Source organism: Calothrix sp. NIES-2098 (assembly GCF_963875125.1).
Lineage (GTDB): Bacteria > Cyanobacteriota > Cyanobacteriia > Cyanobacteriales > Nostocaceae > Aulosira.
Genome location: NZ_CAWNKJ010000001.1, coordinates 5,114,661 through 5,139,036, shown reverse-complemented (window position 1 = coordinate 5,139,036; position 24,376 = coordinate 5,114,661). Strand labels below are relative to the sequence as shown.

The window sequence follows — 24,376 nt, the reverse complement described above, 5'->3', positions numbered from 1 at the left end:
CGAGCAAATGGTCATTAAAAGAGCGTCGTTTGACACTGGCCATTGAAAAGACAAAATGTTTGTTCAGCAAGCAGACCAAAGCCCACTTCAGTTTCTACATTTATCACCGCCACCAAGGACACTTCCAATCCTTTCTCGACTCGATTGTGACTACCATTGTAAAATTGGTCAAGTCCAAAGGTCTTTTTCCCACTTTTGGCAATGAATGAGCAATCCATCACGGCGATCATCTGGTGCTGTAAAGAGTTTGCTGCTTTGATAATTTCTGCGTTGAACTGGGCGAAGTCAAACTGTCTGTGAAACTGTCGTCGATAGGTTTTCTCGCTCAAACTGCTGTAGCGACTCAAGTTGGTAAAATTTACCTTGCCACATGTAATTAATATCGTTGCAAACAGCGTTGTCATCACCTTTACTCCCGGTTTGCCCAAAACGCCCATTTTTTCCACCAGGCTTTGTATAATTTCCATACAGCTATCGTTCCTGTGCTTGTTTCTTCTAATCAGCACCCTAATGGATCGATAGCTTTCTTGTCGATTGGCTCAACTCAAAACTGTCCGGAGTATTGTATGATGCGGGTTTTGATTTTGGGGGGAACGGGAGACGCAGCAGAACTAGCTGCTAGAGTTGCTACGATCCCAGGAATCGAGGCGATCGCATCTTTAGCTGGTCGTACCCGTCAACCCTCAATCCCATCTGGTAATATCCGCATTGGGGGTTTTGGTGGTGCGGCGGGGTTGGCCAACTATTTGCGTCAAGAGAAAATCCACCTTTTGATAGATGCAACTCATCCCTTCGCTAGTCAAATTTCTTTTAATGCAGCGGCGGCGGCGACGGAAGTTGGTATACCCCGTTTGATGTTAAACCGTCCTGTGTGGGAGAAAGTAAGTGGCGATCGCTGGATTGAAGTCGATAATATTGCAGCCGCAACCGCAGCGCTGTCAAATCAAGCACAGCGAGTATTTTTAACTGTTGGTAGACAAGAACTTAGTAGCTTTGCGCATTTAAAAAAACTGTGGTTCCTGATGCGGGTGATCGATCCACCTAGCCCTGATGACTTGATACCGCCGGGTTTGGTATTGTGCGATCGCGGCCCTTTTGCCTTAGAGAATGAGCGAGAAATTCTGATTAACTACAAAATTGATACGATTGTTAGTAAAAATAGTGGTGGGGATGCGACTTACGCCAAGATTATTGCGGCGCGAGAAATGGGTGTAACAGTCGTGATGGTGAATCGTCCAGCTATACCGCCAGGGGAACAAGTAAGTAACGTTGAAGATGCTGTGGCTTGGTTAGTTAACCAAATAAAATGAAAGTATTAACAATACCTGGAGGGATGCTAAATGGTAACACAACGGCAACCAGATATTAACGAAACTCCAGCTTTAATTCCACCTTTGGAAAGCGGCGATAGATTGTCTCGCCACGAATTTGAGCGTCGCTATCAAGCTATGCCAAAACATCAGAAAGCTGAATTAATTGAAGGAGTTGTTTACTTGGCATCACCTCTACGTTTTAAACATCATGCAGAACCACACAGTAATTTAGTGGGTTGGTTATGGAATTACCGGATTTCTACTCCTGGTGTGAATTTAGGAATTGAACCAACAGTACGCCTAGATCGAGATAATGAACCACAACCGGATGCAGTTTTGTTAATCGATCAAAGCTTGGAGGGACAGTCGCGGTTAACAGAAGATGACTTTATCGAAGGCGCACCAGAGTTAGTTGTAGAAATTGCTGCTAGTAGTGCAGCTTATGATTTACACGATAAAAAAAAGGCTTATCGGCGTAACGGGGTTCAAGAATATCTGGTTTGGCAAATATTAGAAAATCGTGTTGATTGGTTCCGGTTAAATGAAAGCGAATATGTGCCTTTAGAACCAAATGCAGATGGGATTTTGCAAAGTCAAGTAATGCCGGGTTTATGGTTAGCAGTTCCAGCTTTACTTGCAGGTGATATGTCTGGTGTTATGGCGGTATTGCAAGCAGGATTAAATTCGCCAGAACATATAGAATTTGTGAACAGATAGCCCCAGAAAAGCGATCGCAGCAAATCTAAGCTTTATCCCTTACTGAGCTTGAGGCGATCGCTGTTGCGTACCAATGCCGTCGCACAAATGCCTGTCACTCTCTTTGATATTAGGGTTATTCTTCAAATAATCCCGCACCCAATCACAGCTTTTTGAGAACAGTTCATCGATTCCCCCTACCCGTAACAAGCCTGAGGTGCGCGTCTCTCCTCCAAAGGTGCTTAGTTGCTTGCCATCGGGGCTGAACACCACGCTAAAGAGCCGCCCTTGATAGCCTCTGATCTCAGTCAGTTGCTTGCCGGAAGTGTCCCACAGACGGACGGTGCCGTCTTGCCCACTGGTAGCCAATTGTTTGCCATCCGGACTGAACTTCACCGACAACACAGGTGCTTGATTGCCTTTGAGTACAGCTAGTTGCTTGCCGGATGTGTTCCACAGACGGGCGGTGCCATCCTCTCCACTAGTAGCCAGTTGCTTGCCATCAGGGCTGAAATCGAAGGAATATAGAAATCCTTTATGTCCTTTGAGTACAGCCAGTTGTTTGCCGGAGGTGTTCCATAAACGAACAATGCCATTCTCGTATTCACTAGTAGCCAGTTGTTTGCCATCGGGGCTGAAATCCAAATGGTAGACACCTCTGATTTCAGTCAGTTGCTTGCCAGAAGTGTCCCACAGACGGGCGGTGCCATCCTCTCCATTGGTAGCCAATTTCTTGCCATCGGGGCTGAATTTTAAGGAATAGATCTTCCCTTTATGTCCTTTGAGTATAGCCAGTTGCTTGCCGGAGGTGTCCCACAGACGGGCGATGCTATCCTTGCTACTGGTGGTAGCCAATTGCTTGCCATCGGGGCTGAATAATACCACGCGATCTCCTTTGAGTATAGCCAGTTGCTTACCGGAGGTGTCCCACAGACGGGCGATGCTATCCTTGCTACTGGTGGTAGCCAATTGCTTGCCATCGGGGCTGAATTCTAAGGAATAGATACTCCCTTTATGTCCTTTGAGTATAGCCAGTTGCTTGCCGGAGGTGTTCAATAGACGGACAATGCTATCCTCGCTATTGGTGGTAGCCAGTTGTTTGCCATCGGGACTGAACTGAATTCCATCAACACGCTCTTTATGTCCTTTGAGTTCAGCCAGTTGCTTGCTGGAGGTGTCCCACAGACAGACGATGCCGTCTTCTCCACTGGTAGCCAGTTGGCTGCCATCAGGACTGAACACCACGCTATTGACCACCCCTGTATGGCCTTTGAGCTCAGCTACTTGAGAGCCATGCTTGTCGAGGGTGTCCCACAAGAGGGTAGTGCCGTCATGTCCACTGATGATGGCCAGTTGTTTGCCATTGGAGCTGAATACCACGCTATGGATAATCCCCATATCTACATCGAGTAAAGCCGATCGAGTCCTCACTATACTGCCTAATGTGAGTGCAGCCAGTTGTTTGCCGGAGGTGTTCCATAGACTGACGTTGCCATATTTACTAGTAGCCAATTGCTTGCCATCGGGGCTGAATACCACGCTCTTTCCTTCAAGTACGGCCAGTTGTTTGCCGGAGGCATCCCACAAACGGACAGTATCATCCTCTCCACTGGTAGCCAATTTCTCGCCATCGGGGCTGAACACTACGCTTTTGACAGACCCTTGATGGCCTTTAAGTACGACCAGTTGTTTGCCGGAGGTATCCCACAGATGGGCGGTACCATCCTCTGCACTGGTAGCCAATTTCTTGCCATCGGGGCTGAATACCACGCTCTCTCCTTCAAGTACGGCCAGTTGTTTGCCGGAGGCATCCCACAAACGGACGGTACCATCCTCTGCACTGGTAGCCAATTTCTTGCCATCGGGGCTGAATACCACGCTCTCTCCTTCAAGTACGACCAGTTGTTTGCCGGAGGTGTCCCACAGACGGGTGGTACTATCCTCTCCACTGGTAGCCAATTTCTCGCCATCGGGGCTGAACACTACGCTTTTGACAGACCCTTGATGGCCTTTAAGTACGACCAGTTGTTTGCCGGAGGTATCCCACAGACGGGCGGTACCATCCTCTCCACTAGTAGCCAATTTCTTGCCATCGGGGCTGAACACTACGCTTTTGACAGGCCCTTGATGTCCTTCCAGTCGATTTTTTTCTTGCCCAGTATTCGCGGTTTGCTGTAGTTGTCCTAGAACAGCTAGCCTCAACTCAGAATCGGGCAGAATGGATTGCCAGAAAGACTGTTGTAAGTTTTTGCCTGCACGTAGGCTATCTAATACAGCACCTAGTTCATCATCTCCTCGTAATTTACTCTGTGAGGATGATATCCAATCTCGAATTTGATTAGTTTCTGCAATTTGGAAAAATGCTCCTCCTACAATAGTGGCTATCAGTAAAGCTACACCCAAACTAATCGCTGGCCAATTTTTGGCTTTCGGAAACAACGCCCCATCTTCTGCTTGTAGATAAAGCACTGGCGAAAATACATCGCGGAACACTTCTCCTTTTTTGATCAATCCCGATCGCGCCTCTGCCATCGCCACATCAACCGGACAACCCGCAGCTAGTGCGGCAAAAAAGTGGGTGGTCAAAGGGTTAGCTTGCTGATCGCTAAAGTAATATTGCATGGCAACGATCGCAGGCAAGTTTGATAGTTCTGCCAATTCTTGGGCAAATCCCCTGAGTAAACGACTTTCTCCTGAAGATTTGCTGGTTTCGCAAGCTGCCAGGAATACCAGTCGCGTTTGTTTTCCTTTTAATGCATCTGCCAACTCCTTAGCCGAAACAAGATAGGCGTCTTGGTGTACCCTATGATGATGCAAGTAAATTCCTTTGGGGCTACCGTGCCCTGCAAAGTAAAGGATATGGTAATCCTCGAGTAATTCTTGACGCAACCTGTCTATGTTGGCGTTGAGTAATTCATCAAAGACAATCTGCTTCTTATTGATAGGTTCATCAAGAAGTTTCTTTAGCGCCTTAGCAGTTTTCTCAACCTCCAATAATTTCTCCTTATTCTCTGGGGAAGCCCCTACGAAAAGAATGCGTAATGCTCCCTGGATCTGGAGCTTTTGTAGGGGCTTTCTATTTTCAGAAAGTGCTAATTTCCGCACCAGTGGCGTGGTGCTTTGAGCCGAGAGCCAATTTTTTCCATCGTATAAGGTTTCCCAAGGCAAAACTGCTAATTCTGTAGGCTCAATTTGCAACCGCAAACGCACACCACTATCAGCATTTGCACTACCTTGTGCTCTATCAAAAGCTAAAAGAATATCTTTGTCAGTGAATAGAGAATCATGTAAGGCTTTACCGAGTTTCTGAATCGCCTCGGTTGTTGTAGAGGGTTCTTTGCTGGATAACTCTTTGAGGGTATCAGCGATCTCCTGGTTGGAAAGCAACGTTGTCAATTGGGGAGCAGGTTGGGGATCAACTTTAATCCCTTTAGGCCCCTCTGCCTCAATGGTATAATTTTCATCCTGCTTTTTAATTGTAATCGTCAGCGTACCAGGGATTTGCTTAACCATTTTTTGCACCCCCTTGTGTTACAAGAAAGAATTACGATTTCAATCATCTTTTTTCTTGTCTTCAATCCCACCACTTCCCATTCCCGAATCTCGGTATTCCTCTGGGAAATAGAATGCATCACCGCGCCGGATAAAGCTTGCCAATTTTACCCATAATGCCTGTTCCTCAGTCAAGTTGTCAGGCATTTTCAAATTAAATTCTTTTAAAACAAGCCCACGATAATAATCGAAACTCACTTTAATCAGTTCTCCCAAACCTTGAATTGCAGCAACACTAGCCTGGTAGAAGCTAATAGAAAGTAAGAAGGCTACTCCAGCTAATACAAGCAGCAAAGGTTTATAACCTGAACATATAGTTATTATTATCTCAACGGTTAATACGCCAGAAAGAAAAGCAAAGTTAATGGATAGATCCAATACCGTTTTTTGCTGAGTTAGCCGCAAGGAATGGTTGGGTGCTTTCTCCTGCATGAGCATTCGTAAGTGTGGCCAAAAAAGAACTGAATCTATCCCATAGCGTTCGTAGGGATATTCTTCTGCGATCGCATAAACATTGCCAAAAGAAGTAGGGCAAACTCGTTCAACATTATGGGGTAAGGTCTGCTGAGATTTTGATTTTTCTATTTTTTCATGCTCCTCTTTGAGCTGAAGTCTAAAAGACTCAAATTTATCTTGTGAGATTGTCTGCGGTGCCTGACTAATAATTTCAAGATAAGCGTTCCGTAATCTAGTTAACTCGCCATACAAGTTTTTGCATTCTTTTTGATAGCGCCTTGTTAAACGAGAAAGTAAGCCGTTTTTAAGCCAACTCGGTTTACCCTCAAATAAACGAATCAGTATGTTATTAAGAACAAATAAAACAATACCAACTATCAATGACCAAAGCAAAGAATTAACCCATGAAGACAGATTAACTTCGCCAATCAAAGGTAGCGTTAATTTATTGGCTGCTGGCTGAGACAGATGTAGACTCCCGATCCAGGCAGGAATCAATACATAGAGATGAGCCAAAATAAAAACTAAGGCTGGTAAATAATAAGCAAGTAAAAACCCCTGACCAAGATATTTAACCGATTCAGAAACGGTTTCAGACGGTTCTTTCATGACGGTTATACAATTCCTTTACAATTGGGACAGAAGAATTGCTTTGCATCAGTATTGAACCTATAGAAGTTAACTTGATGACAATGGGGACAGGTCGGCGGCTGTACTTTGGGTTTATAATCAGACCGAGGATCTTGGCTAAGTTGAACCAATTCACCATGAAGTCCGAGTAATGACAAATTATCTGCCAACCCTGAATCTCCAGACCTATTTGGATTGACAAAAAGAGCAGCAAACTTGCCTGCATCAGTCACAACAACAGGCGATTGGGGATGACTGGCAACCCAATCAAGAATATCGCCACCACTCTCCTCTGTATCCGTTGGCACAACTCGACTAGCGGGAGGAATCGGCAGATTAGATAGTTGGGTTAAGCTGTTAGATCCCAGCTTTTTCAGAATCGCTTTCAAGTTAGAGAAGAGAATGACGTTATACTTGTCGTCGGATAGCCTGACAACAAGATAGGTATTGTTTTCTGAATACTTTAGAGCTTGAAAAGCTTCAATGGCTTCCGTTAGCGTTTGGCTGCCCTCCATACAGACACTCGGCTTACGGTTTTCTTCAATAGTTCTTTCTCTGATTGACATAATGGCACCCAAAAAATTCATTTTTGTTGAGAACTGTGGCTGTATTTATTGATGCTATGGTGGGGTGCAGGGGTTTCACCCCTGCTGGAGCGAAGCTCTCAAAGTCTTTTCCGTCCTAATCTAGTTTGCTAAAACTATAGCGCGAGTTATAGCCAGTTCAGGCTTTGTAATTTTTATTGAAATTCGCTTCCAGAATTGCTGACCACACTACTGAACTGATCTGTCCTTTGAATCATAATATGGTTCTTGGCCGCTTTTGATACTAGTGGCGAAACATTGCTCACTTGTTCGCAATGATTATCATTATCTAAAATTAAGGCTCTACAACCCTATGAAAAGGAGATCCTCTATGAACCAGACAGCAAGCGATCGCTTATGATGGACGACTACAGACATAGACCTCCTACCCGAAAACGAGGGTACGCGCTATGAGATTATAGACGGAGAATTATTCATGACCAGAGCGCCCCATTAGAGACATCAACGTACTTGGGCAGGCAATTCTATTTGGCAAGTTGACATCAATCAATGTCCCTAATATTACATAAACTATAATCGAGGTCATGTAGAAACAGGTTCCAGAAAAACCCGATCCCAGCCTAAGAACAAAGCACAAAAAGCACGATTTGAATTGGTTTGTTATTTGCTGCCAAAATGACAAACGCTGCTGCTGTGTTTGCACCCATTGGGTCGATGCTTTTAGTTTCTCTTCTGCTAGTTCAATTGCTAATGCTTCTGAGGCTTGTTCTACCCTTGAAATAATTTTCGTGGCTGTTTTATGATTTAACTGCTATCCACTGGGTTACAGGTGCCATTCCTCGCCAACCTAAAAATTTACCAATTGGTTCCGCACGTTGGATGGCTATGCGAGTGAAATTTCCCCCAACTTTTTCATACCATTTAAATAAGGTTTGTTCGCCTTCAATGGTGACGACATTTGCGACTAATTTTCCACCAGGTTTGAGTGCTGACCAACAAATATCAAATAAGCCATTGGCGGTTACTCCACCACCTATGAAAATAGCATCAGGTTGGGGTAAATCTTTGAGAACATTTGGCGCTTTCCCCTCAACAATTTGCAGATTTGGTACGCCTAAAGCAGCAGCATTATCGGCAATATATCTCAATCTAGATGAGTTTTGTTCAATAGCGATCGCTCGACATCGCGGATGAGTCCGCATCCATTCTATTGAAATGGAACCGCAACCCGCGCCTACATCCCATAGTAGTTGTCCTGGTGTGGGTGCTAGGGTAGCTAAAGTAATCGCCCTAACTTCGTGTTTAGTTAACTGTCCATCGTGGTGATAGGCGTTATCTGGCAATCCTGGGATTCTGGGTAATGATACAACGCCAGCATCGGCAAGGCAATGAACTGCGATCGCATTTAAAGTAGCGATGTCTGTTTCACTCCAAGTTGCAGCTATACCTTCTAAAATGCGTTCGTGAGTGCCACCCATCCGTTCTAAAACTGTGATTTTGCTGTCACCATAGCCTCGCTGTGTCAAAATTTCTGCCACAATTGCAGGTGTATCTTTACCTTCACTCAAAATCAGTAGTCGCGCCCCAGGATAAATGTAAGACTGGATCAGGGAAGATGGACGACCGCACAAGCTAAGGGTTTCCACTTCTGTTAACGACCATCCCAGTCTGGCACAAGCGAGACTGAAAGTTGAAGGTGCAGGAATAATTGTGATTTCAGCAATAGGAATTTGCTTTGTTAATGTCGCACCAATGCCATAACACATGGGATCGCCGCTAGCTAGTACGCATACAGCTTGACCGCGACGTTGGATAATTTCGGCTACTGAGGTGCTAATTGGAGAAGTCCAGACAATTTTTGGGCGTTGGTCGTTACTAGGAAGCATTGCCAAATGGCGATCGCCTCCTACTATAACTTCAGCTCGGTCTATTAGGGAACGGGCGATCGCACTTAACCCTTGTAACCCATCTTCGCCAATACCAACGATAGCCAGCCATTTGTGTGAGTCTCTCATTTTCAGGCAATGTTATCAGGTGATGAAAATTATGAAACATCGATAATTCTGACAAGCTTCTCATGCTAAATTACTAAAGCTTGGAGTTGGGAAACTCCGGTGAAATTCCGGGACTGTGCCGCAGCTGTAAAGTAAGTCAGAATGCCAACTCTCAGGCTGTCCTCAACAGGCACATATTATCTACTCTCTGCGTTGCACGGGGAAGGAGTTCTAGTTGTGTTGTCCGGTTTTACCAAATGTCCAGGCTTGTTTTACGCCACACCTGCCCAAGATGGTATTTTATCTCGCATTAGAATACCAGGTGGAATTTTAAATAGCAAGCAATGCCGCGCGATCGCAGATATAGCCCAAGAGTACGGTGGTGGCTATGTTGATGTCACTAACCGCGCTAATCTGCAAATTCGCGAAATTCATCAAAGAATTAATGCTGAGGTGTTACAGCGCCTACAAGAGTTAGGTTTGGGTTCTAGTAACGCCACTGTAGACCAAATCCGCAATATTATGACCAGCCCTACTGCTGGTATCGATCCTCAAGAATTGGTAGACACTCGTCCCTTTGTCCAAGCTTGGGACAATTACATCACAGCCAATTCTCAACTATCAGCACTGTCTGCCAAATTTAGCGTCTGCTTTGATGGTGGCGGGATGATTTCGGTAAGCGATCGCATCAATGATATCGTCTTTGCTGCTGTGTTAGTTGATGAGAATCTATACTTCCGGCTGTATGTGAGTGTCGGTGCAAAAGGTCAACCAGCCAAAGATACAGGAATTTTATTGTCATTAGAAAATTGCTTGCCAGCCTTAGCAGCTTTAGCTGATGTCTACCTAGCTCATATTGATACTAATAGTAAACACAAGCTGCGTCTGCGAGAGGTAGTAAATAGTTTGGGCTGTGAAAATTATCTTCAACAAGTCCAGCAGCGTCTAACTTTTGCCCTCTCTGCTTCACCACAAAAAAAGGGATTTATCGAGAGAAAAACTACTAATTATTGCCATATTGGCGTTCATCCGCAGCGTCAGCCCAGCTTATTTTATCTTGGCGTTGTCTTGCCTTTAGGGCGTTTAGAAACAATGCAGATATTAGGGTTAGCTGAGTTAGCAGAAAAATATGGTAGCGGTACTCTGAGGCTTACCCCTTGGCAAAATGTACTGCTGACAGATATTCCCCAAAAATGGGTTGCTGATGTACAACGTGAAATTTCTGCTTTGGGATTAGATTGTTCGGTTAGCAACATTAACAGCGCATTGGTTGCTTGTTCTGGTAAAAAAGGATGTGCTGCTTCTGCTACTGATACCAAGGTTGATGCTTTAACATTGGCAGAATATCTCAAAACTCGTGTTTCTTTAGATAGTCCTGTGAATCTCCACTTTAGCGGCTGCGCTAAATCCTGTGCCCAGCATAGCAAAAGTGATATCACCCTGCTTGGTGTCAACGTTGAGCAGGACAATGGAATGGTGGAAGGTTATCGGGTTTATTTAGGTGTTGATGACAACGAGCAAAAATTTGGTCGTGAATATGAATTGGTAACTGTTGCGAAGTTGCCAGCATTGATAGAACGGATGCTGCTAGTATATAAAACCCAACGCCTAAACCTGGAGGAGACTTTTAGGGAATTTGTGAATCGATATGAAATCACTCAATTAAAACAATTATGCGATCGCTCCCTCTGACTACGAACCTACCCCAATAGCTATTCACTAGATAAATCTAAAATTTAAAATCCCAAATCTCAAATTGAATGCCTGATTATATCCAAGATGCCAAGGAAATCTACCGTAATTCTTTCTCCATCATCCGGTCGGAAGCGAATCTAGAAATATTGCCACCTGATGTAGCAAAAGTTGCAGTTCGTCTAATTCATGCCTGTGGAATGACGGATATTGTAGCTGATATTGGATATTCACCAACAGCAGTGCAGTCTGGACGAACCGCATTGGCGAATGGTGCGCCCATTCTCTGCGATTGTCGGATGGTGGCTGAAGGTGTCACTAGGCGGCGATTACCTGCAAATAACCAAGTCATCTGTACTCTCAACAATCCAGAAGTCCCAGAACTGGCTGAGAAAATGGCTACTACTAGATCGGCTGCTGCCTTAGAATTATGGCGAACCCAGCTTGAAGGAGCAGTGGTGGCAATTGGGAATGCGCCCACTGCCCTATTTCGGCTGTTGGAAATGCTAGATGAAGGTTGCCCCAAACCTGCGGTAATCTTGGGTTTTCCCGTTGGATTTGTCGGTGCGGCAGAGTCAAAAGCCGCCCTAGCAGCAGATAACCGCAATGTACCATTTTTAACATTACATGGTCGGCGTGGCGGAAGTGCGATCGCCGCCGCCGCAGTTAACGCCCTAGCAACAGAGGAAGAATAATCATGACAGCTAAAGGTCGTCTCTATGGTGTTGGTATAGGCCCTGGCGATCCCGAACTTTTGACCCTGAAAGCGCTACGGCTATTGCAAGCTGCACCTGTAGTCGCCTATCAATCAGCAACAGATAAAGAAAGTATTGCTAGAAAAATCATCGCGCCATATCTTTCAGGCAATCAAATCGAGGTACTGTATCACCTCCCCCGTGCTTTAGAGCCAGAAAAAGCACAATCAATTTATGACAAAGAAGTTGAACCGATTGCCGCACATCTAGAAGCTGGACGGGATGTGGTAGTAGTTTGTGAAGGCGACCCATTTTTCTACGGCTCGTTTATGTATGTGTTTACACGCTTATCTGAAAAGTACGAAACAGAAGTTGTCCCTGGAGTCTCTTCCTTGATGGCTTGTCCGGTGGCTTTGGGCGTACCTTTCACCTACTACAACGATATTCTCACTGTTCTGCCTGCGCCGCTACCAGCCGAAGAACTCACCACACAACTATTAACCACCGATGCAGCCGCAATCATGAAATTGGGTCGTCACTTTACCAAGGTGCGTGATATTCTCCATCAATTAGGGTTAGCATCGCGGGCGCTGTATATTGAACGAGCAACGATGGCACAGCAAAGAATTGTACCCTTGGATGAAGTCGATCCGGCAGAAGTGCCTTATTTTGCGATGATTGTGATTCCGAGTAAGAGTAGATTATAGGTATAGAAAACAGATCTTTTTTTCTCACGCAGAGGAGCCACTGCGTTGGGCGGGTTTCCCGACTTAAAGCAAGTGGCGTTCGCAGAGGAAAACGGAAGAATGTTGTTTTTTGCATAAGCACTATTGGCTGGATTTTCCATGAATGTTGTCAAACCTAAACGATTTACAGTAGATGAGTATCATCAGTTGATTGAACTGGGATTTTTCCAAGAGAGCGAGTCTCTTCGAGACGGCAAAGCCGAACGCATTGAGTTGATTCGAGGGGAATTGATCCAAATGACAGCCAAGGGAACACCACACACAGTCTGCTGTTCTATCTTATGCCGTCAGATGGATCGCCTGTTGGGTGATAGAGTTGTGATTCGCGGACAAGATCCGATTACTCTTCCCAATAACAGCGAACCTGAGCCAGATGTTGTAATTGCACGCGGAACAGATGAAGATTATCTGGCTCATCATCCATATCCTGAAGATATTTTGTTAGTTATTGAAATTTCCGATAAAACGTTAAATTACGATCGAGATACAAAGTTAAAACTTTATGCAGAAGCAGGTATTTCTGATTACTGGATTGTGAACTTAATTGCTCACCAATTAGAACGTTACAATCAGCCATATCAAAATGCTCAAGGAGAATTTGGTTATCTCAGCAAGCAAATTTCTCTACCTCATCAGTCAGTTGCAATTCCTGGGTTTGAAGATAGTTTATTGGATTTGAATAGGATTTTTTTAGAAAGTAAAAGTTAAGATTAAGCTCTGTAGGCGTGAATTGAGTGAAAGCTATTATTAATTGCTGTTCCCATGAGCTTCATAAATGTGTTGCGTAAGGCTACAGCATAACGATTTTCTAATTCTCCCATTTTTGAAGATCGCAAGGACTGTTCGACAATCGATTTAGTTCGCGCAAATCGCTGTGATTCGTATTGTTGAAAGGCAGATGTGGGATCTGATTGTGCTTGTAAACATTTGGTAATTACAAGTGCGTCTTCCAATGCCATGCACGCGCCTTGTCCTAAGGTTGGTAGCATGGGGTGGGCAGCATCTCCTAGCAGTGTAATATTTTGCTTTCCCCAAGGGCGTGAAGGGATGCGATCGTAGAGATCTGTTTTGAGGATATTGGCTTCATCTGTCGCTGCAATCAATTCTGGAATTGAGGGAAACCAGTCTTGAAACATTTGTTCGAGTTCTCTTTTGCGTCCCAGTGCTGAGTCAGGTTGTGCTTCTGGTGCTTTAGCTGCTGCGTACCAATACATCCGATTTTTGCCCAGCATCATAAATCCAAAGGCTTTACCCGAACCAAAAAACTCTTTGATATAGCTGGAATTGTAGCCGCTGGGAATGCAATCTGTTAAACTGCGCCAGGTGGTAAAGTTACGATAAATGGGTGGGTTGTCTCCAAATAGTACTGTTCGTACCCGCGATTTTAGACCATCAGCACCAATTAAAGCATCGCCATCAACCGTCAAGCCAGAGGCGAAATCAGCTTGAATTTTGTCTCCCACATGAGAATATCGCTCGAAAAGTTGCCCTAAAACCAACTTTTCTTTTGGGACATTACTCCAAAGTAATCTGTGTAAATCAGCACGATGAATTCCTAGAACTGGTAAATCGAATCTATCAACATTGATGTTGACTAATTCTTTTCCAGCTTGCGAATTAAATTGATAATTAGTGATAGGATTGCCTACACTAATCGCGTCTTCTAATAAGCCGAAATTTTTTAACACATGGGTAGCATTTGCCCACAGTGCAATTCCCGCACCCACTTCGCGCAATTCTGAAGTGCGTTCGTAAACAGTGACATCAAAGCCAGCGCGATTAAGGGCGAAGGCGGTTGCTGCGCCGCCAATACCTCCCCCAATTATGATGATTTTTGTGGCTGTGTGCATCTGTGTTGAGCTGTGGTTATTTTCTTTATTTTTAAACGCAAAGGTACGCGGAGTTTTGGTTTAAGTTTTGGCTCTAAATTTATGCTTTGACAAGTGCAGCGATCGCATTGATCAATTTTGAGGGATCGGCGGGTTTGGCAATATGCATTTGAAATCCAGCCGCAAACACTTGTTGCTGTGTTGTCTCGGCGGCGTAAGCAGTCAGGGCGATCGCCGGAATCTGTCCGCCTCCATCGACTGTCATGGCGCGGATTTTACGGATCAAGGCGTAGCCATCTACATCTGGCATACCTAAATCGCTTAACAATAAATCTGGCTTGGATTGCGCGATCGCAGTTAAGGCTTCTTGGGCTGATGATGCGATCGTGACGATTGCTCCTTGCTGTTCTAACAAAAAGGCAAGAAACTCTCTGGTATCAACATCATCGTCTACAACTAGCACATTAACTCCTCCTAAAGGAGCTTGGAGTGCAGAAAATGAATGAGAATCATCATATATATCTCTGTCTCTTTGGGCTAATTTCCGCGTTTTTTGCAGTGCTGGTAAAGAAACTGTAAATGTTGCACCTTTTTCTTCTCCCAGACTTTCAGCCCAAACTCTACCGCCATGTAACTCTACAAGTTGGCGGACAATCGCTAATCCTAGCCCTAATCCACCAGACCTTCTGGTGATACTACTATCTGCTTGACGAAAATATTCAAAAACATGAGGTAAAAAATGCGGACTAATACCCTTACCAGTATCTTTAACTTGAATTTCTACTTGAGAATCAATCTGTTTTAAATGGACTTCAACTCGCCCACCTTCAGGTGTAAATTTAATCGCATTCGAGAGGAGATTCCAAACAATTTGTTGGAGACGGCTGCTATCACCTTTTACTTGTCCAACTGTGGAGTTTAAATTTAAATGAATTTCAATTGACTTGGCTTCTGCTGCTAGTCTAACTGTATCTAAGGCAGATTCAATAATAGTCGCTAAATTCACAGTTTCTAAACTTAGTGCTAACTTCCCTCTCAGAATGCGAGATATATCTAATAAATCATCAATTAACTGAGCCTGAACTTCCGCATTGCGTTCGATAGTTTCCACAGCTCGTAGAGTTGCAGCTTCATTTAACGAACGTTTTTTGAGTAATTTTGCCCAACCCAAAATTGGATTTAGTGGAGAACGCAATTCGTGAGAGACAATAGCAAGAAATTCATCTTTAATGCGGTTCGCAGCTTCCGCAGCTTCTTGTGCTCGTTGGCGTTCTTCTGCTACCGCTAAAGCCTGATCTCGCAAGTTTTTATATTCTTGAACTCGGAAGGTTAAATCAGTGACATCTTGAATAGAAAATAAGGCATAAAATTCATCTCCATCAGTTGCGGTTACAGCGGTTACAGTAGTGTGCTGAATGCGGTGTTTACCTTGCGTTAAGGGTATGGGAATGACATATTTATGCAACTGAGAAGAAAAAATTGTTGGCGGCCCGCCTTGAAAAATTTGGTACAGGCGGTTAGCGTAACGAGGTTCTTCTAAATGTGGAAAATATTCTAGAATTGAGACTCCCAAAATTTTACTTCTAGGAATTTTAGTCCATTGCTCTAAGCAACTATTCCAAAATAAAACAATATAGTCTGACTGTAGAACAAAAGCTCCTAAAGTGATTTTGTCTAAAAGTCCAAATTGTTGTTGAGCTTGTTCTACTTTATCCATAAATACATCAGACCGATTTTAATTCCTACTTGCCTCAAAATATACTGTAAATTTTTCAACTTACATAACTCCCATCTCGCGATTAATCACCTGAATTAAGGCATCAAATGTATCTAACTCAAAAACTAAAATAATATCTCCAATCAGTTCTAATTGCTCAATTGTAAATCTAGCTTGTGCCAGTAAAATTTGTGATTGGCTGACATTTGTATCTGTCAATAGATTTTCAATTCTATCTTCTAAATAAACGGGTAATGTATAGTTCATATGCTGTTTTAGCACATTACCAATAGAACCCATCACTCCATTAATGACAATATTGCCAATTTCACTTAATGTGCCAATTTTTACAGCATCCAAGTCACTCGAACCTGGCTCTTCTCCAGTCAGAACTGCAACTAATGTTGATGCGCTATCAGTTGGAAAGATTAAGCCAGCTGTGCCATAAAAAGATCCTGTAAAACCTAGCCTGACAGCTGCTAGACAATCATCTTGAAATCTGATCGCTAATTCTTGATAGGCCTGTGCAGCTGTTAACACTTTCACAAACGGAATTTCTAGACGAATGTGAGAGTCTACCATCTCATTAAGTAAACTAGCGGCTCGACCAACTCCAATATTAATCAACTCTTGTAGAGCATCTAGTTGTTCTGCTGTCACATTCATTTATATTTATTCCTTTGTGTTGAGAACTTGCTGAACTGCTGCTCGCAATTCCTGTTCCTTTGGAGGTTTATTAATAAAATTAGCTGCTCCTAGGTTAAAACTTTGATTGCGCGAACCTTCTTGAATATCGGCTGAAATGATAATGGTCGGAATTTGCAATTTTTCATTTTGAAGCGCTTGCAAAAATTCAAAGCCATTCATATCAGGCATTAAAATATCAGCTAATACGCAGTTGGGCTTGTGGTTGTGAACCATTTCCAAGCCTTCACGCCCATTACTTGCTTCTAAGATTTCATAGCCATCAGCTTGCAGAAACTTGCGAATCATTCTGCGAGAAAATGCTGCATCATCGATAATTAAAACCAATGCCATCAGTTTTACCCTTTTGACCTCTTATTTCAATTATTGAGGGTTTAATCCGTTGAGATTGCATATTAATCAGAGTTTTAAATAAAAAATAATTAATATATATAATTGCTAGCAAAACTTTTTAATACTTATGAGAAATATCTTCTATTTTCTCCTTTGCTTTCCGCAACCAATGCAATATTGTTGTGTGGTGAATATTTGTTACTTCGGCGATTTTTCTGAGACTCATACCATCAAGATGCATTTTTAGGCAGAGTTGCTTGATATCGTTGGAGTAACGCCAAGGTTGATAGGATTCCAGAAACTGGCGACCACATTGTTTGCACTTGTAACATTGTCTGTTTTTTCGCCGTCCGTTCTTAAAAATTTGGATGGAATGGCAACTAGGACATTGCATCTATCTCACTGCGTTATTTAGTGTAGCATTATATTTTCACCAATAATTACTCTAAACATCTCTCATAAGAGAGATTTATCTTAAGGTGTAAAATTAGAACTAGTATTTAACACAATAGATTTCCTGACTATTAACGCAATGGAGTTAGCAGAAATTGATGATGATATAGAAGCATTTCTCATTGAGAGCTATGAGAATCTGGATGAAATAGAACGCGATATTATTGCTTTAGAGAAAGCGCCTCCGAATGGAGAGGTGCTAGTGCGGATTTATCGCTCACTTCACACATTAAAAGGAAACTGTGGCTTTTTACCCTTTCCGAAGTTAGAAGCACTGGCTCATGCGGCGGAAAGCTTGCTCTCACGTTTGCGCGATCGCCAATTAACAGTCACGCCGAGGATAGTTAGTACTTTACTGCAAACCATTGATACCATCCGGCAAATCTTGGCAGAAATTAAGGCGACAAGACATGAGGGCGATCGCAATTATCCAGAACTGATTCAGGCTTTGACGCAGTTGCAGGAAACAGAACCTGTAGTTGTGCCATTTGTGGAAAAAGACACAGAAGACTCAACCCTCACAACCTCCGAATCTTCAATCCGCGTGAATGTGGCGCTTTTAGATCGGTTGATGGATTTGGTGGGCGAACTGGTGTTAACCCGCAACCAAGCGATCGCATTTGCCGCTAAGTTTCAAGATAGCTCTTTCGCCGCTACCTGCCAACGCTTGAACTTAATTACAGCCGATTTGCAAGCAGGAGTGATGAAAACTCGGCTACAACCAATTAGTCACATCTGGCAAAAATTCCCCCGCGCGATCCGAGATTTAGCGATCGCCTCTGGTAAACAAGTTCAAGTAGAAATGGAAGGGCTAGATACGGAAATAGACAAAAGTATTATTGAAGCCATTAAAGACCCCTTAACTCATTTAGTACGCAACTGTATCGATCATGGCATTGAATTTCCAGCCGAACGCAGTGCGAAGAGTAAATCAACCCAAGGACGGATCTTTCTGCGAGCTTTTCATGAAAGCGGCAAAGTTAATCTGGAAATTGGCGACGATGGCCGGGGGATCGATCCCGCCCAACTCAAACAACGAGCGCAGCAACTTGGTTTACTAACTCCTTCTCAAGCTGCAAGCATCAGCGACTCGCAAGCGATAGACTTAATTTTCTTACCTGGCTTCTCCACCTCAGAGCAAATCACTAGCCTTTCTGGGCGTGGGGTAGGTATGGATATTGTCAAGAGCAATATTGAAAAAATTAACGGTAGCATTGAAATTTTCAGTCAGCAGGGAGAAGGCACGACATTTAAAATTAAGATGCCGCTGACATTGACAATTATCCCTGCATTATTAGTTACGAGTGGCGGCGATCGCTATGCTATTCCGCAAACGAGTTTACAAGAACTAGTTCGCTTAGAAGCAGAGGCAATTAATAGTATTGAGATGCTTTACGATGTCCCCGTGTATCGCTTGCGGGGCGAACTTGTACCCTTGATCTACCTCAACCAAGCTTTGCAGATTGAAGATAAAATTGCTAACTTAGAAACCCTTAACTTGGTAATTGTCCAAGTTGAAAATTATCGATTTGGGCTAGTTGTGGATGCTATAGAAGATATCCTAGACATCGTTGTCAAACCGCTAGGAAAGCAGTTAAAAACTTTATCGATATTTGCCGGAGCTACAATTCTAGGAGATGGTAAAGTCGGATTAATTATTGATGTCGCAGGTTTAGCAAAGCAAGCTGGTGTGAGCGAGAAATACCAGCAATTGATCAATGCAATAACCGCAGATATCCCAGAAGCAGAAAGCGATCGCCAAATGATTTTACTATTTACCGGGCCGCAAAACGCGCCTATGGGTGTGCCGCTAACCAAAGCATTTCGGCTAGAAAAAATTCCCGCATCTGCTATAGAAAAAGTAGCTAACCAGTATGTAGCCCAGTTTCATAGCCGGATTTTACCTTTGATCGATCTGCACGCTATATTTGGCGATCGCCGAGAACTTGAGAGTCTAAACGAGACATTAGAAATTGCGATCGTTTCTGCCAACTTTGAAGTTAACGTGGGGCTAGTAGTCGAGCGCATTCTTGACATTGTAGACGAACCACTCACTATTAAAGGTATTCCTAGCAGACCAGGTGTACTTTTCTGTGCAGTCATTCAAGGACAAATCACCGAAATTCTAGACGTTGAGGGAGTGATTCAAATTGCCAACCCTTATTTATTGCAAGGGAGCGATCGTGGCTGAACAACAACTTTGCACCTTTTTTCTCAATAAAATGTTCTTTGGCATTGATGTACAGCACGTGCAAGAAGTGATTCGCCCTCAAGCCGTGACTCGCGTACCCTTGGCTCCACCAGATATTTGTGGATTAATTAACCTCAGAGGACAAATTTTGACTGTCATTGATTTGCAACAGCGCTTAGAAATCGGAGAGTCAGCAATGCGATCGCCGGAATTTAATATTGTTGTATCTGCTGATGGTGAAGTAGTTAGCCTGCTTGTCGATGATGTCGGGGATGTCTTAGCGTTCAAAGATAACGAGCTGCAACCCCCACCAGCAACACTAAAAGGTAAAATGCGTCAAATGCTAGCCGGAGCTTATCAACTACCACAAGGGTTTTTACTAGTTCTAGATACCGAAAAAATCCTTAACCTGGCATAACAGCAGAATTTTATAAATTTTCCTTTGCGTCTGGGCGTCTCTACATGAGGCATTCATTATATTTAAAAATTTAGGAGTAATTGGCAATGGCTACAAATCGGGCTAGGAAAACAACAAATAACTCTAAATCTTCTATAGATAATAATGCAGATGAAATAAATACAAATTACGGCACAACAGATCCACAACTGCAACCATTACTAGCAGCACTAAAAGCCGCTAGAAACGGTGACTTTAGCGTTCGTCTCCCAGTTGAGGACAATGGTTTGGGTGAAATCGCCACAGTTTTTAACGAATTAGTGAGTTTTAACCAAAACTTTGCTACTGAGGTAAGCCGCCTCACAACCGAAATCGGCAAAGAAGGAAAACTTGGTGCTCAAGTTACCCTCAAAGGCGCAGGAGGTTCTTGGCAAGAATTGCTGGACAATTTCAACCAAATGTCTGCTAACCTAGCACAGCAAATCAAAAGTATTAATGAAGTTACCTTAGCTGTTTCCCAAGGCAATTTAGCCAAACAAATCAAAGCCCGCAATGCTGGAGAATTTAAGCAACTCACCGATAATGCCAATCAGATGATTAGTAACCTCAAATCTTCCATCAGACAAATGGCAGATGTGGCGATCGCAGTTGCATCTTCTTCCGAAGAACTCACCGCAGTGAGTAAAGAAATGACCGCTAATGCCGAACAAACAGCCGAACAAGCAACTGCTGCATCCGCCTCAGCAGAACAGGTGAATCAAAACACCAGTACAATTGTCACTGCGGTGGAAGAAATGAATGCTAGCATTCGAGAAATTGCAAAAACCGTTGCTAACGGTGCAAAAGTTGCATCTGAAGCCGTAAAAACTGCCGATCGCACCAACGAAACAATTGCGAAACTCGGTCAAAGTAGCATAGAAATTGGCAAAGTCATCAAAGTTATTACGGCGATCGCCCAACAAACAAATTTGCTAGCCTTAAATGCTACGATTGAGGCAGCTAGAGCCGGAGACGCCGGTAGAGGATTTGCAGTTGTAGCCAATGAGGTTAAGGAACTCGCCAAACAAACAGCAAATGCTACCGAAGATATTAGCCAGCGCATAGAAGCAATTCAGTCCGATACCAAAGGTGCAGTTACCGCCATCTCTCAAATTACCAATATTATCAACCAAATTAACGACCTTCAAAGCACCATCGCCAGCGCAGTGGAAGAGCAAACGGCCACCACTAATGAAATCGCTCGCAATATAGCAGAAGCAGCGCAAGGAACCTCAGATATAGCTAAAAATATCGGGATCGTTGCTATTAATGCTCAAACTACGACAATTGGAGCCAGTAATACTTCACAGGCTGCCACAGAACTTGCCCGCATGGCTATAGATATGCAGAAAGTCGTCAGTAAGTTTAAATATTAGTTGTCATTGGTCATTAGTCATTAGTCATTGGTGAAGAGTCAAGAGGAGCCACTGCGTTGCGGAGGACAGTTGCGTGGGCGGTGAGTGCAGCCACACGTGCGGCTATGCCGCCGAGTGGACTGCCGAACCCGAAGGGGTTTCCCGACTTGAGCAAACTGTCCGTTGGGGTTCCCCCCGTTGTAGCAAGTGGCGTTCAAGGGTCAAAAGTCATTTGTCATTTCCCCCCACCCTCTCCCACACTCCCCACACTTCCCACACTCCCCACACTCCTTGTGAAAATATATGCCCAAAATCCGGGTGCTAATTGTTGATGACGCAGTAGTAGTTCGCAGTCGAGTTAGTAAGATATTGTCCAGCGATCCAGAACTAGAGGTGGTAGGAGTTGCGGCTAATGGTCGCATTGCACTGGCCAAGATTCCTCATGTCAATCCTGACGCGATCGTTTTGGATGTGGAAATGCCAGATATGAACGGTTTAGAAACATTAACGGCAATCCGCGAAATTTATCCCAACCTCCCGGTGATTATGTTTAGCACGGCTACGTACACCGGAGCAACTGCAACACTGGAAGCTCTGTCTTTGGGTGCTTCAGATTATGCAACAAAACCTAGTAACTTAGGAAGTGTGGAGGCAACTAACCAACATATCCGTGAGGAATTAATTCCCAAAATTAAAGTATTTGGTGCCGGAAATAATTTAGTCTCCTCACCAAGTACAATTAGTGATTTAGTTGTTGCTCCCGTTGATAGACGTATAGAACAGGTAGATGTTGTTGCAATTGGGGTTTCTACAGGAGGGCCCAATGCCCTAACCAAACTACTTCCTGCGCTACCAGCTGATATAGGGGTTCCCATCTTGATTGTGCAACATATGCCAGCAATGTTTACAAAACTATTGGCGGAAAGATTAGCTTCTAAATGCCAAATTCGGGTAGATGAAGCAGTTTCCGGAGCAATACTAGAGCCTGGGCAAGCTTGGATTGCACCGGGAGATTTCCACATGGTTGTACAACGTCAAAAAGATGTCGTGCGACTTCTTACCCATCAAGCACCACCAGAAAATTCCTGCCGTCCTTCCGTAGATGTACTGTTGCGTTCGGTAGCACAAGTGTATGGTGGAAAAGCGATCGCAGTCATACTGACGGGGATGGGACAAGATGGGTTACATGGCTGTAAATGTATCCGGGAAGCAGGCGGACAAGTACTAGCACAGGACAAAGCCAGTAGTGTAGTTTGGGGAATGCCGAGTTTTGTTGCGAACGCCGGACTAGCCGATAAAATACTTTCTCTTGACCAAATGGCAAGTGAAATTATCCGCCGAGTTCGTTACAATCAAGTTCCTCTTTCAGGTCTGTAATGAAACAGACTATGGGCATAAGCACCAGTGATTTTCAATTTCTCCGAGAATTAGTTTACAAGCATTCAGCAGTTGTCTTGCACGCTGATAAAACTTATTTAGCAGAGCTATACTTACAGCCAATTGCGGAATCAGCCGGATTCGCTACAATAGCTGATTTAGTCAATTACTTAAAAACTCAACCTTTCAGCAGTCTTCACAGCCAGGTAATTGAGTCACTAGTTACCAATGAAACATCCTTTTTTCGAGATTATCATCCCTTTGAAGCACTAAAAAAATATGTGCTGCCAGAGTTGATTGATAAAAAAGCCATTGAGCGATCGCTGAATATTTGGTGTGCAGCCTGCTCTCATGGGCAGGAACCTTACAGCATCGCTATGCTAATTAAAGAACATTTTCCTATACTTGCCAATTGGTCTGTCAAAATAATTGCCAGCGATTTTTCTAGCAAAGTCTTAGCCAGAGCCAGACAAGGACGTTATAACCAACTAGAAATTCAGCGCGGACTACCGAAAAATTTGCGCGATCGCTATTTTCAGCAACTAGATCGCGACTGGCAAATTCACGAGGAAATTCTTCAAATGGTGGAATTTCGCCAGATAAATCTCATACAATCTTGGCCTTACTTTCCCAAAAGTGACGCGATATTTTTACGCAACGTTTTAATTTACTTTGATATCCCAACCAAAAAAGCCTTACTCAAAAAAATCAAGCAGCAACTAAGTCCAGATGGCTACTTATTTCTCGGTAATGCTGAAACAACTATTAACCTAGATGCATCATTCAAGCGCGTTCAATTTGATAAAGCTATCTGCTACAGATTAAATAATTAATTACTTCCCGATAAACCTAAAATTCAAAACTTCATAAATACAGCCTTTTTCACATCATTAAATATACTTAGATTAAGGTAGGGTGGGCAATGCCCACCCTATTTTTAAATTGGGAATCTTCAATTATAATTAAGCACTTTTTTGCTGAACATTCGTCATCAAACTTTGAGGGATTGCACCCTACATTCATCCGCCAATTATCAGGTGACAATGAAAGCACGCAAAGCATTGACTACAGCGCTAATTAGTATAGCAACTGTACTAGCAAATATTCCAGTTAAAGCAGAATGGGCACCGCAAGCTGTTGTAGATGGAGTATATGCAGGCATTCAACATATTCATGGTTATAAAGCGACACCACAATTAATTTGGAATGTTGCTAGAGGCTCTCGTAGTAGTTGTGGGCGTATTTACGGTAGTTTATATTGCAAACTAAACCACACTGTATATATCACCAGACAAGATATTCAAATGGCATATCAATTTGGAGATGCAGCTTTAGCTTATATAGTCGCCCATGAATATGCTCATGCCATGCAAACTGCCTATGGATTTCAACCACGGATTACACCAATATCCGAACTCCAAGCAGATTGTTTAGCAGGAGTTTATTTAGGGTTAATTCCTAATATTACTTTAGATGAACGCGATACTTTAGAAATTGCTAGCCTAGCCTATCACATCGGCGATTATGACTGGGGCAGCAAGCACCATCACGGAACCCCCGAACAACGAGTTAAAGCAGTTGTTTTGGGCATGAAAGGCGCAGTTAATGGCAGAGGTTTCGCTGCTTGTCGCGTTTAAGATCGCGTCCGTATTCATAATCCC

23 protein-coding genes, 1 pseudogene and 1 riboswitch are annotated in these 24,376 nt (G+C 43.5%); of the genes and pseudogenes, 14 read left to right on the top strand and 10 right to left on the bottom strand.

Annotation, left to right across the window (positions count from 1 at the left end):
* Nucleotides 1–14: 14 nt before the first annotated feature.
* Nucleotides 15–467, bottom strand: a complete 453-nt coding sequence (locus tag AACU33_RS21625; protein WP_339376198.1) for a hypothetical protein — start codon at nt 465–467, stop codon at nt 15–17.
* 102 nt (nt 468–569) lie between these two features.
* On the opposite strand from AACU33_RS21625, the gene AACU33_RS21620 reads away from it, so the two are divergent.
* Together AACU33_RS21620 and AACU33_RS21615 are read left to right on the top strand one after the other, a co-directional pair.
* Nucleotides 570–1,310, top strand: coding sequence for a cobalt-precorrin-6A reductase (locus tag AACU33_RS21620; RefSeq protein ID WP_096590599.1), 741 nt, complete (start codon nt 570–572; stop codon nt 1,308–1,310).
* A 30-nt stretch (nt 1,311–1,340) separates the two neighbouring features.
* Complete coding sequence (locus AACU33_RS21615) at nt 1,341–2,030, top strand: Uma2 family endonuclease (protein WP_096590598.1); 690 nt, start codon at nt 1,341–1,343, stop codon at nt 2,028–2,030.
* A gap of 39 nt (nt 2,031–2,069) precedes the next feature.
* On the opposite strand, the gene AACU33_RS21610 is transcribed toward AACU33_RS21615, so the two are convergent.
* Genes AACU33_RS21610 through AACU33_RS21600 form a run of 3 tightly spaced genes read right to left on the bottom strand, consistent with a single transcriptional unit; the run spans nt 2,070 to nt 7,213 of the window.
* Nucleotides 2,070–5,522 (bottom strand): CHAT domain-containing WD40 repeat protein, encoded by a 3,453-nt coding sequence (locus AACU33_RS21610; protein ID WP_096590597.1) that lies wholly within the window; start codon nt 5,520–5,522, stop codon nt 2,070–2,072.
* Nucleotides 5,523–5,561: 39 nt separating this feature from the next.
* Entirely contained in the window at nt 5,562–6,626 is a 1,065-nt protein-coding gene (locus tag AACU33_RS21605; protein WP_096590596.1) for a hypothetical protein, read from the bottom strand.
* Nucleotides 6,627–6,631: 5 nt separating this feature from the next.
* Nucleotides 6,632–7,213, bottom strand: a complete 582-nt coding sequence (locus AACU33_RS21600) for a hypothetical protein (protein ID WP_339376197.1) — start codon at nt 7,211–7,213, stop codon at nt 6,632–6,634.
* Between the two features lie 349 nt (nt 7,214–7,562).
* Here AACU33_RS21600 and AACU33_RS21595 point away from each other — a divergent pair.
* Nucleotides 7,563–7,685 (top strand): annotated as a pseudogene (locus AACU33_RS21595) (Uma2 family endonuclease); the annotation flags it as partial.
* A gap of 304 nt (nt 7,686–7,989) precedes the next feature.
* On the opposite strand, the gene cbiE reads toward AACU33_RS21595, so the two are convergent.
* Complete coding sequence (gene cbiE, locus AACU33_RS21590; protein ID WP_096590594.1) at nt 7,990–9,207, bottom strand: precorrin-6y C5,15-methyltransferase (decarboxylating) subunit CbiE; 1,218 nt, start codon at nt 9,205–9,207, stop codon at nt 7,990–7,992.
* Nucleotides 9,208–9,280: 73 nt separating this feature from the next.
* A riboswitch (adenosylcobalamin-variant (AdoCbl-variant) riboswitch) is annotated at nt 9,281–9,362 on the top strand.
* Between cbiE and cobG the strand changes: the two genes are divergently transcribed.
* From cobG to AACU33_RS21570, 4 genes are all read left to right on the top strand, one after another.
* Nucleotides 9,349–10,878 (top strand): precorrin-3B synthase, encoded by a 1,530-nt coding sequence (gene cobG / locus AACU33_RS21585; protein ID WP_445291762.1) that lies wholly within the window; start codon nt 9,349–9,351, stop codon nt 10,876–10,878. Its footprint overlaps the riboswitch before it by 14 nt.
* 68 nt (nt 10,879–10,946) lie before the next feature.
* Nucleotides 10,947–11,573 (top strand): precorrin-8X methylmutase, encoded by a 627-nt coding sequence (locus tag AACU33_RS21580; protein WP_096590592.1) that lies wholly within the window; start codon nt 10,947–10,949, stop codon nt 11,571–11,573.
* Nucleotides 11,574–11,575: 2 nt separating this feature from the next.
* A complete protein-coding gene (locus AACU33_RS21575) occupies nt 11,576–12,280 on the top strand; it encodes a precorrin-2 C(20)-methyltransferase (RefSeq protein ID WP_096590591.1) in 705 nt (234 codons plus the stop codon).
* A gap of 138 nt (nt 12,281–12,418) precedes the next feature.
* Nucleotides 12,419–13,027, top strand: coding sequence for a Uma2 family endonuclease (locus tag AACU33_RS21570; protein ID WP_096590590.1), 609 nt, complete (start codon nt 12,419–12,421; stop codon nt 13,025–13,027).
* Nucleotides 13,028–13,029: 2 nt separating this feature from the next.
* Here AACU33_RS21570 and AACU33_RS21565 read toward each other — a convergent pair whose 3' ends face one another.
* The 5 genes from AACU33_RS21565 to AACU33_RS37625 form a co-directional block, all read right to left on the bottom strand.
* Nucleotides 13,030–14,169 (bottom strand): FAD-dependent oxidoreductase, encoded by a 1,140-nt coding sequence (locus AACU33_RS21565; protein WP_096590589.1) that lies wholly within the window; start codon nt 14,167–14,169, stop codon nt 13,030–13,032.
* Between the two features lie 79 nt (nt 14,170–14,248).
* A complete protein-coding gene (locus AACU33_RS21560) occupies nt 14,249–15,865 on the bottom strand; it encodes an ATP-binding response regulator (RefSeq protein WP_096590588.1) in 1,617 nt (538 codons plus the stop codon).
* A gap of 60 nt (nt 15,866–15,925) precedes the next feature.
* Entirely contained in the window at nt 15,926–16,531 is a 606-nt protein-coding gene (locus AACU33_RS21555; RefSeq protein ID WP_096590587.1) for a chemotaxis protein CheC, read from the bottom strand.
* Nucleotides 16,532–16,537: 6 nt separating this feature from the next.
* Complete coding sequence (locus AACU33_RS21550; RefSeq protein WP_096590586.1) at nt 16,538–16,903, bottom strand: response regulator; 366 nt, start codon at nt 16,901–16,903, stop codon at nt 16,538–16,540.
* 118 nt (nt 16,904–17,021) lie between these two features.
* Nucleotides 17,022–17,297 carry an IS1/IS1595 family N-terminal zinc-binding domain-containing protein gene (locus AACU33_RS37625; RefSeq protein ID WP_096590585.1) on the bottom strand — a complete coding sequence of 92 codons (276 nt, stop codon included), beginning with the start codon at nt 17,295–17,297 and terminating at the stop codon, nt 17,022–17,024.
* 138 nt (nt 17,298–17,435) lie between these two features.
* Here AACU33_RS37625 and AACU33_RS21545 point away from each other — a divergent pair, with 138 nt between their 5' ends.
* From AACU33_RS21545 to AACU33_RS21515, 7 genes are all read left to right on the top strand, one after another.
* On the top strand, nt 17,436–19,547 hold the full coding sequence (locus tag AACU33_RS21545; RefSeq protein WP_096590584.1) for a chemotaxis protein CheA: 2,112 nt from the start codon (nt 17,436–17,438) through the stop codon (nt 19,545–19,547).
* Nucleotides 19,540–19,965: a chemotaxis protein CheW gene (locus tag AACU33_RS21540; protein WP_096590583.1), complete on the top strand. Its 426-nt coding sequence runs from the start codon at nt 19,540–19,542 to the stop codon at nt 19,963–19,965. The genes AACU33_RS21545 and AACU33_RS21540 overlap by 8 nt, the downstream gene beginning before the upstream one ends.
* Nucleotides 19,966–20,051: 86 nt before the next feature.
* The gene (locus tag AACU33_RS21535; protein ID WP_096590582.1) at nt 20,052–21,359 is read left to right on the top strand and encodes a methyl-accepting chemotaxis protein; all 1,308 of its coding nucleotides are present in this window, start codon (nt 20,052–20,054) and stop codon (nt 21,357–21,359) included.
* A gap of 56 nt (nt 21,360–21,415) precedes the next feature.
* Nucleotides 21,416–21,670 carry a hypothetical protein gene (locus tag AACU33_RS21530; RefSeq protein ID WP_339376196.1) on the top strand — a complete coding sequence of 85 codons (255 nt, stop codon included), beginning with the start codon at nt 21,416–21,418 and terminating at the stop codon, nt 21,668–21,670.
* Nucleotides 21,642–22,715, top strand: a complete 1,074-nt coding sequence (locus AACU33_RS21525; protein WP_096590581.1) for a protein-glutamate methylesterase/protein-glutamine glutaminase — start codon at nt 21,642–21,644, stop codon at nt 22,713–22,715. The genes AACU33_RS21530 and AACU33_RS21525 overlap by 29 nt, the downstream gene beginning before the upstream one ends.
* Entirely contained in the window at nt 22,715–23,548 is an 834-nt protein-coding gene (locus tag AACU33_RS21520; RefSeq protein WP_096590580.1) for a CheR family methyltransferase, read from the top strand. Before AACU33_RS21525 ends, AACU33_RS21520 begins: the two co-directional genes overlap by 1 nt.
* A gap of 210 nt (nt 23,549–23,758) precedes the next feature.
* Nucleotides 23,759–24,352: a neutral zinc metallopeptidase gene (locus AACU33_RS21515; protein ID WP_096590579.1), complete on the top strand. Its 594-nt coding sequence runs from the start codon at nt 23,759–23,761 to the stop codon at nt 24,350–24,352.
* Nucleotides 24,353–24,376 lie beyond the last annotated feature (24 nt).

Bases quoted from the DNA above. Each gene is read 5' to 3' on its own strand.
- AACU33_RS21625 (WP_339376198.1), bottom strand. From the start codon at position 467: ATGGAAATTATACAAAGCCTGGTGGAAAAAATGGGCGTTTTGGGCAAA.
- AACU33_RS21620 (WP_096590599.1), top strand. From the start codon at position 570: ATGCGGGTTTTGATTTTGGGGGGAACGGGAGACGCAGCAGAACTAGCT.
- AACU33_RS21615 (WP_096590598.1), top strand. From the start codon at position 1,341: ATGGTAACACAACGGCAACCAGATATTAACGAAACTCCAGCTTTAATT.
- AACU33_RS21610 (WP_096590597.1), bottom strand. From the start codon at position 5,522: ATGGTTAAGCAAATCCCTGGTACGCTGACGATTACAATTAAAAAGCAG.
- AACU33_RS21605 (WP_096590596.1), bottom strand. From the start codon at position 6,626: ATGAAAGAACCGTCTGAAACCGTTTCTGAATCGGTTAAATATCTTGGT.
- AACU33_RS21600 (WP_339376197.1), bottom strand. From the start codon at position 7,213: ATGTCAATCAGAGAAAGAACTATTGAAGAAAACCGTAAGCCGAGTGTC.
- cbiE (WP_096590594.1), bottom strand. From the start codon at position 9,207: ATGAGAGACTCACACAAATGGCTGGCTATCGTTGGTATTGGCGAAGAT.
- cobG (WP_445291762.1), top strand. From the start codon at position 9,349: ATGCCAACTCTCAGGCTGTCCTCAACAGGCACATATTATCTACTCTCT.
- AACU33_RS21580 (WP_096590592.1), top strand. From the start codon at position 10,947: ATGCCTGATTATATCCAAGATGCCAAGGAAATCTACCGTAATTCTTTC.
- AACU33_RS21575 (WP_096590591.1), top strand. From the start codon at position 11,576: ATGACAGCTAAAGGTCGTCTCTATGGTGTTGGTATAGGCCCTGGCGAT.
- AACU33_RS21570 (WP_096590590.1), top strand. From the start codon at position 12,419: ATGAATGTTGTCAAACCTAAACGATTTACAGTAGATGAGTATCATCAG.
- AACU33_RS21565 (WP_096590589.1), bottom strand. From the start codon at position 14,169: ATGCACACAGCCACAAAAATCATCATAATTGGGGGAGGTATTGGCGGC.
- AACU33_RS21560 (WP_096590588.1), bottom strand. From the start codon at position 15,865: ATGGATAAAGTAGAACAAGCTCAACAACAATTTGGACTTTTAGACAAA.
- AACU33_RS21555 (WP_096590587.1), bottom strand. From the start codon at position 16,531: ATGAATGTGACAGCAGAACAACTAGATGCTCTACAAGAGTTGATTAAT.
- AACU33_RS21550 (WP_096590586.1), bottom strand. From the start codon at position 16,903: ATGGCATTGGTTTTAATTATCGATGATGCAGCATTTTCTCGCAGAATG.
- AACU33_RS37625 (WP_096590585.1), bottom strand. From the start codon at position 17,297: ATGCAATGTCCTAGTTGCCATTCCATCCAAATTTTTAAGAACGGACGG.
- AACU33_RS21545 (WP_096590584.1), top strand. From the start codon at position 17,436: ATGGAGTTAGCAGAAATTGATGATGATATAGAAGCATTTCTCATTGAG.
- AACU33_RS21535 (WP_096590582.1), top strand. From the start codon at position 20,052: ATGGCTACAAATCGGGCTAGGAAAACAACAAATAACTCTAAATCTTCT.
- AACU33_RS21525 (WP_096590581.1), top strand. From the start codon at position 21,642: ATGCCCAAAATCCGGGTGCTAATTGTTGATGACGCAGTAGTAGTTCGC.
- AACU33_RS21520 (WP_096590580.1), top strand. From the start codon at position 22,715: ATGAAACAGACTATGGGCATAAGCACCAGTGATTTTCAATTTCTCCGA.
- AACU33_RS21515 (WP_096590579.1), top strand. From the start codon at position 23,759: ATGAAAGCACGCAAAGCATTGACTACAGCGCTAATTAGTATAGCAACT.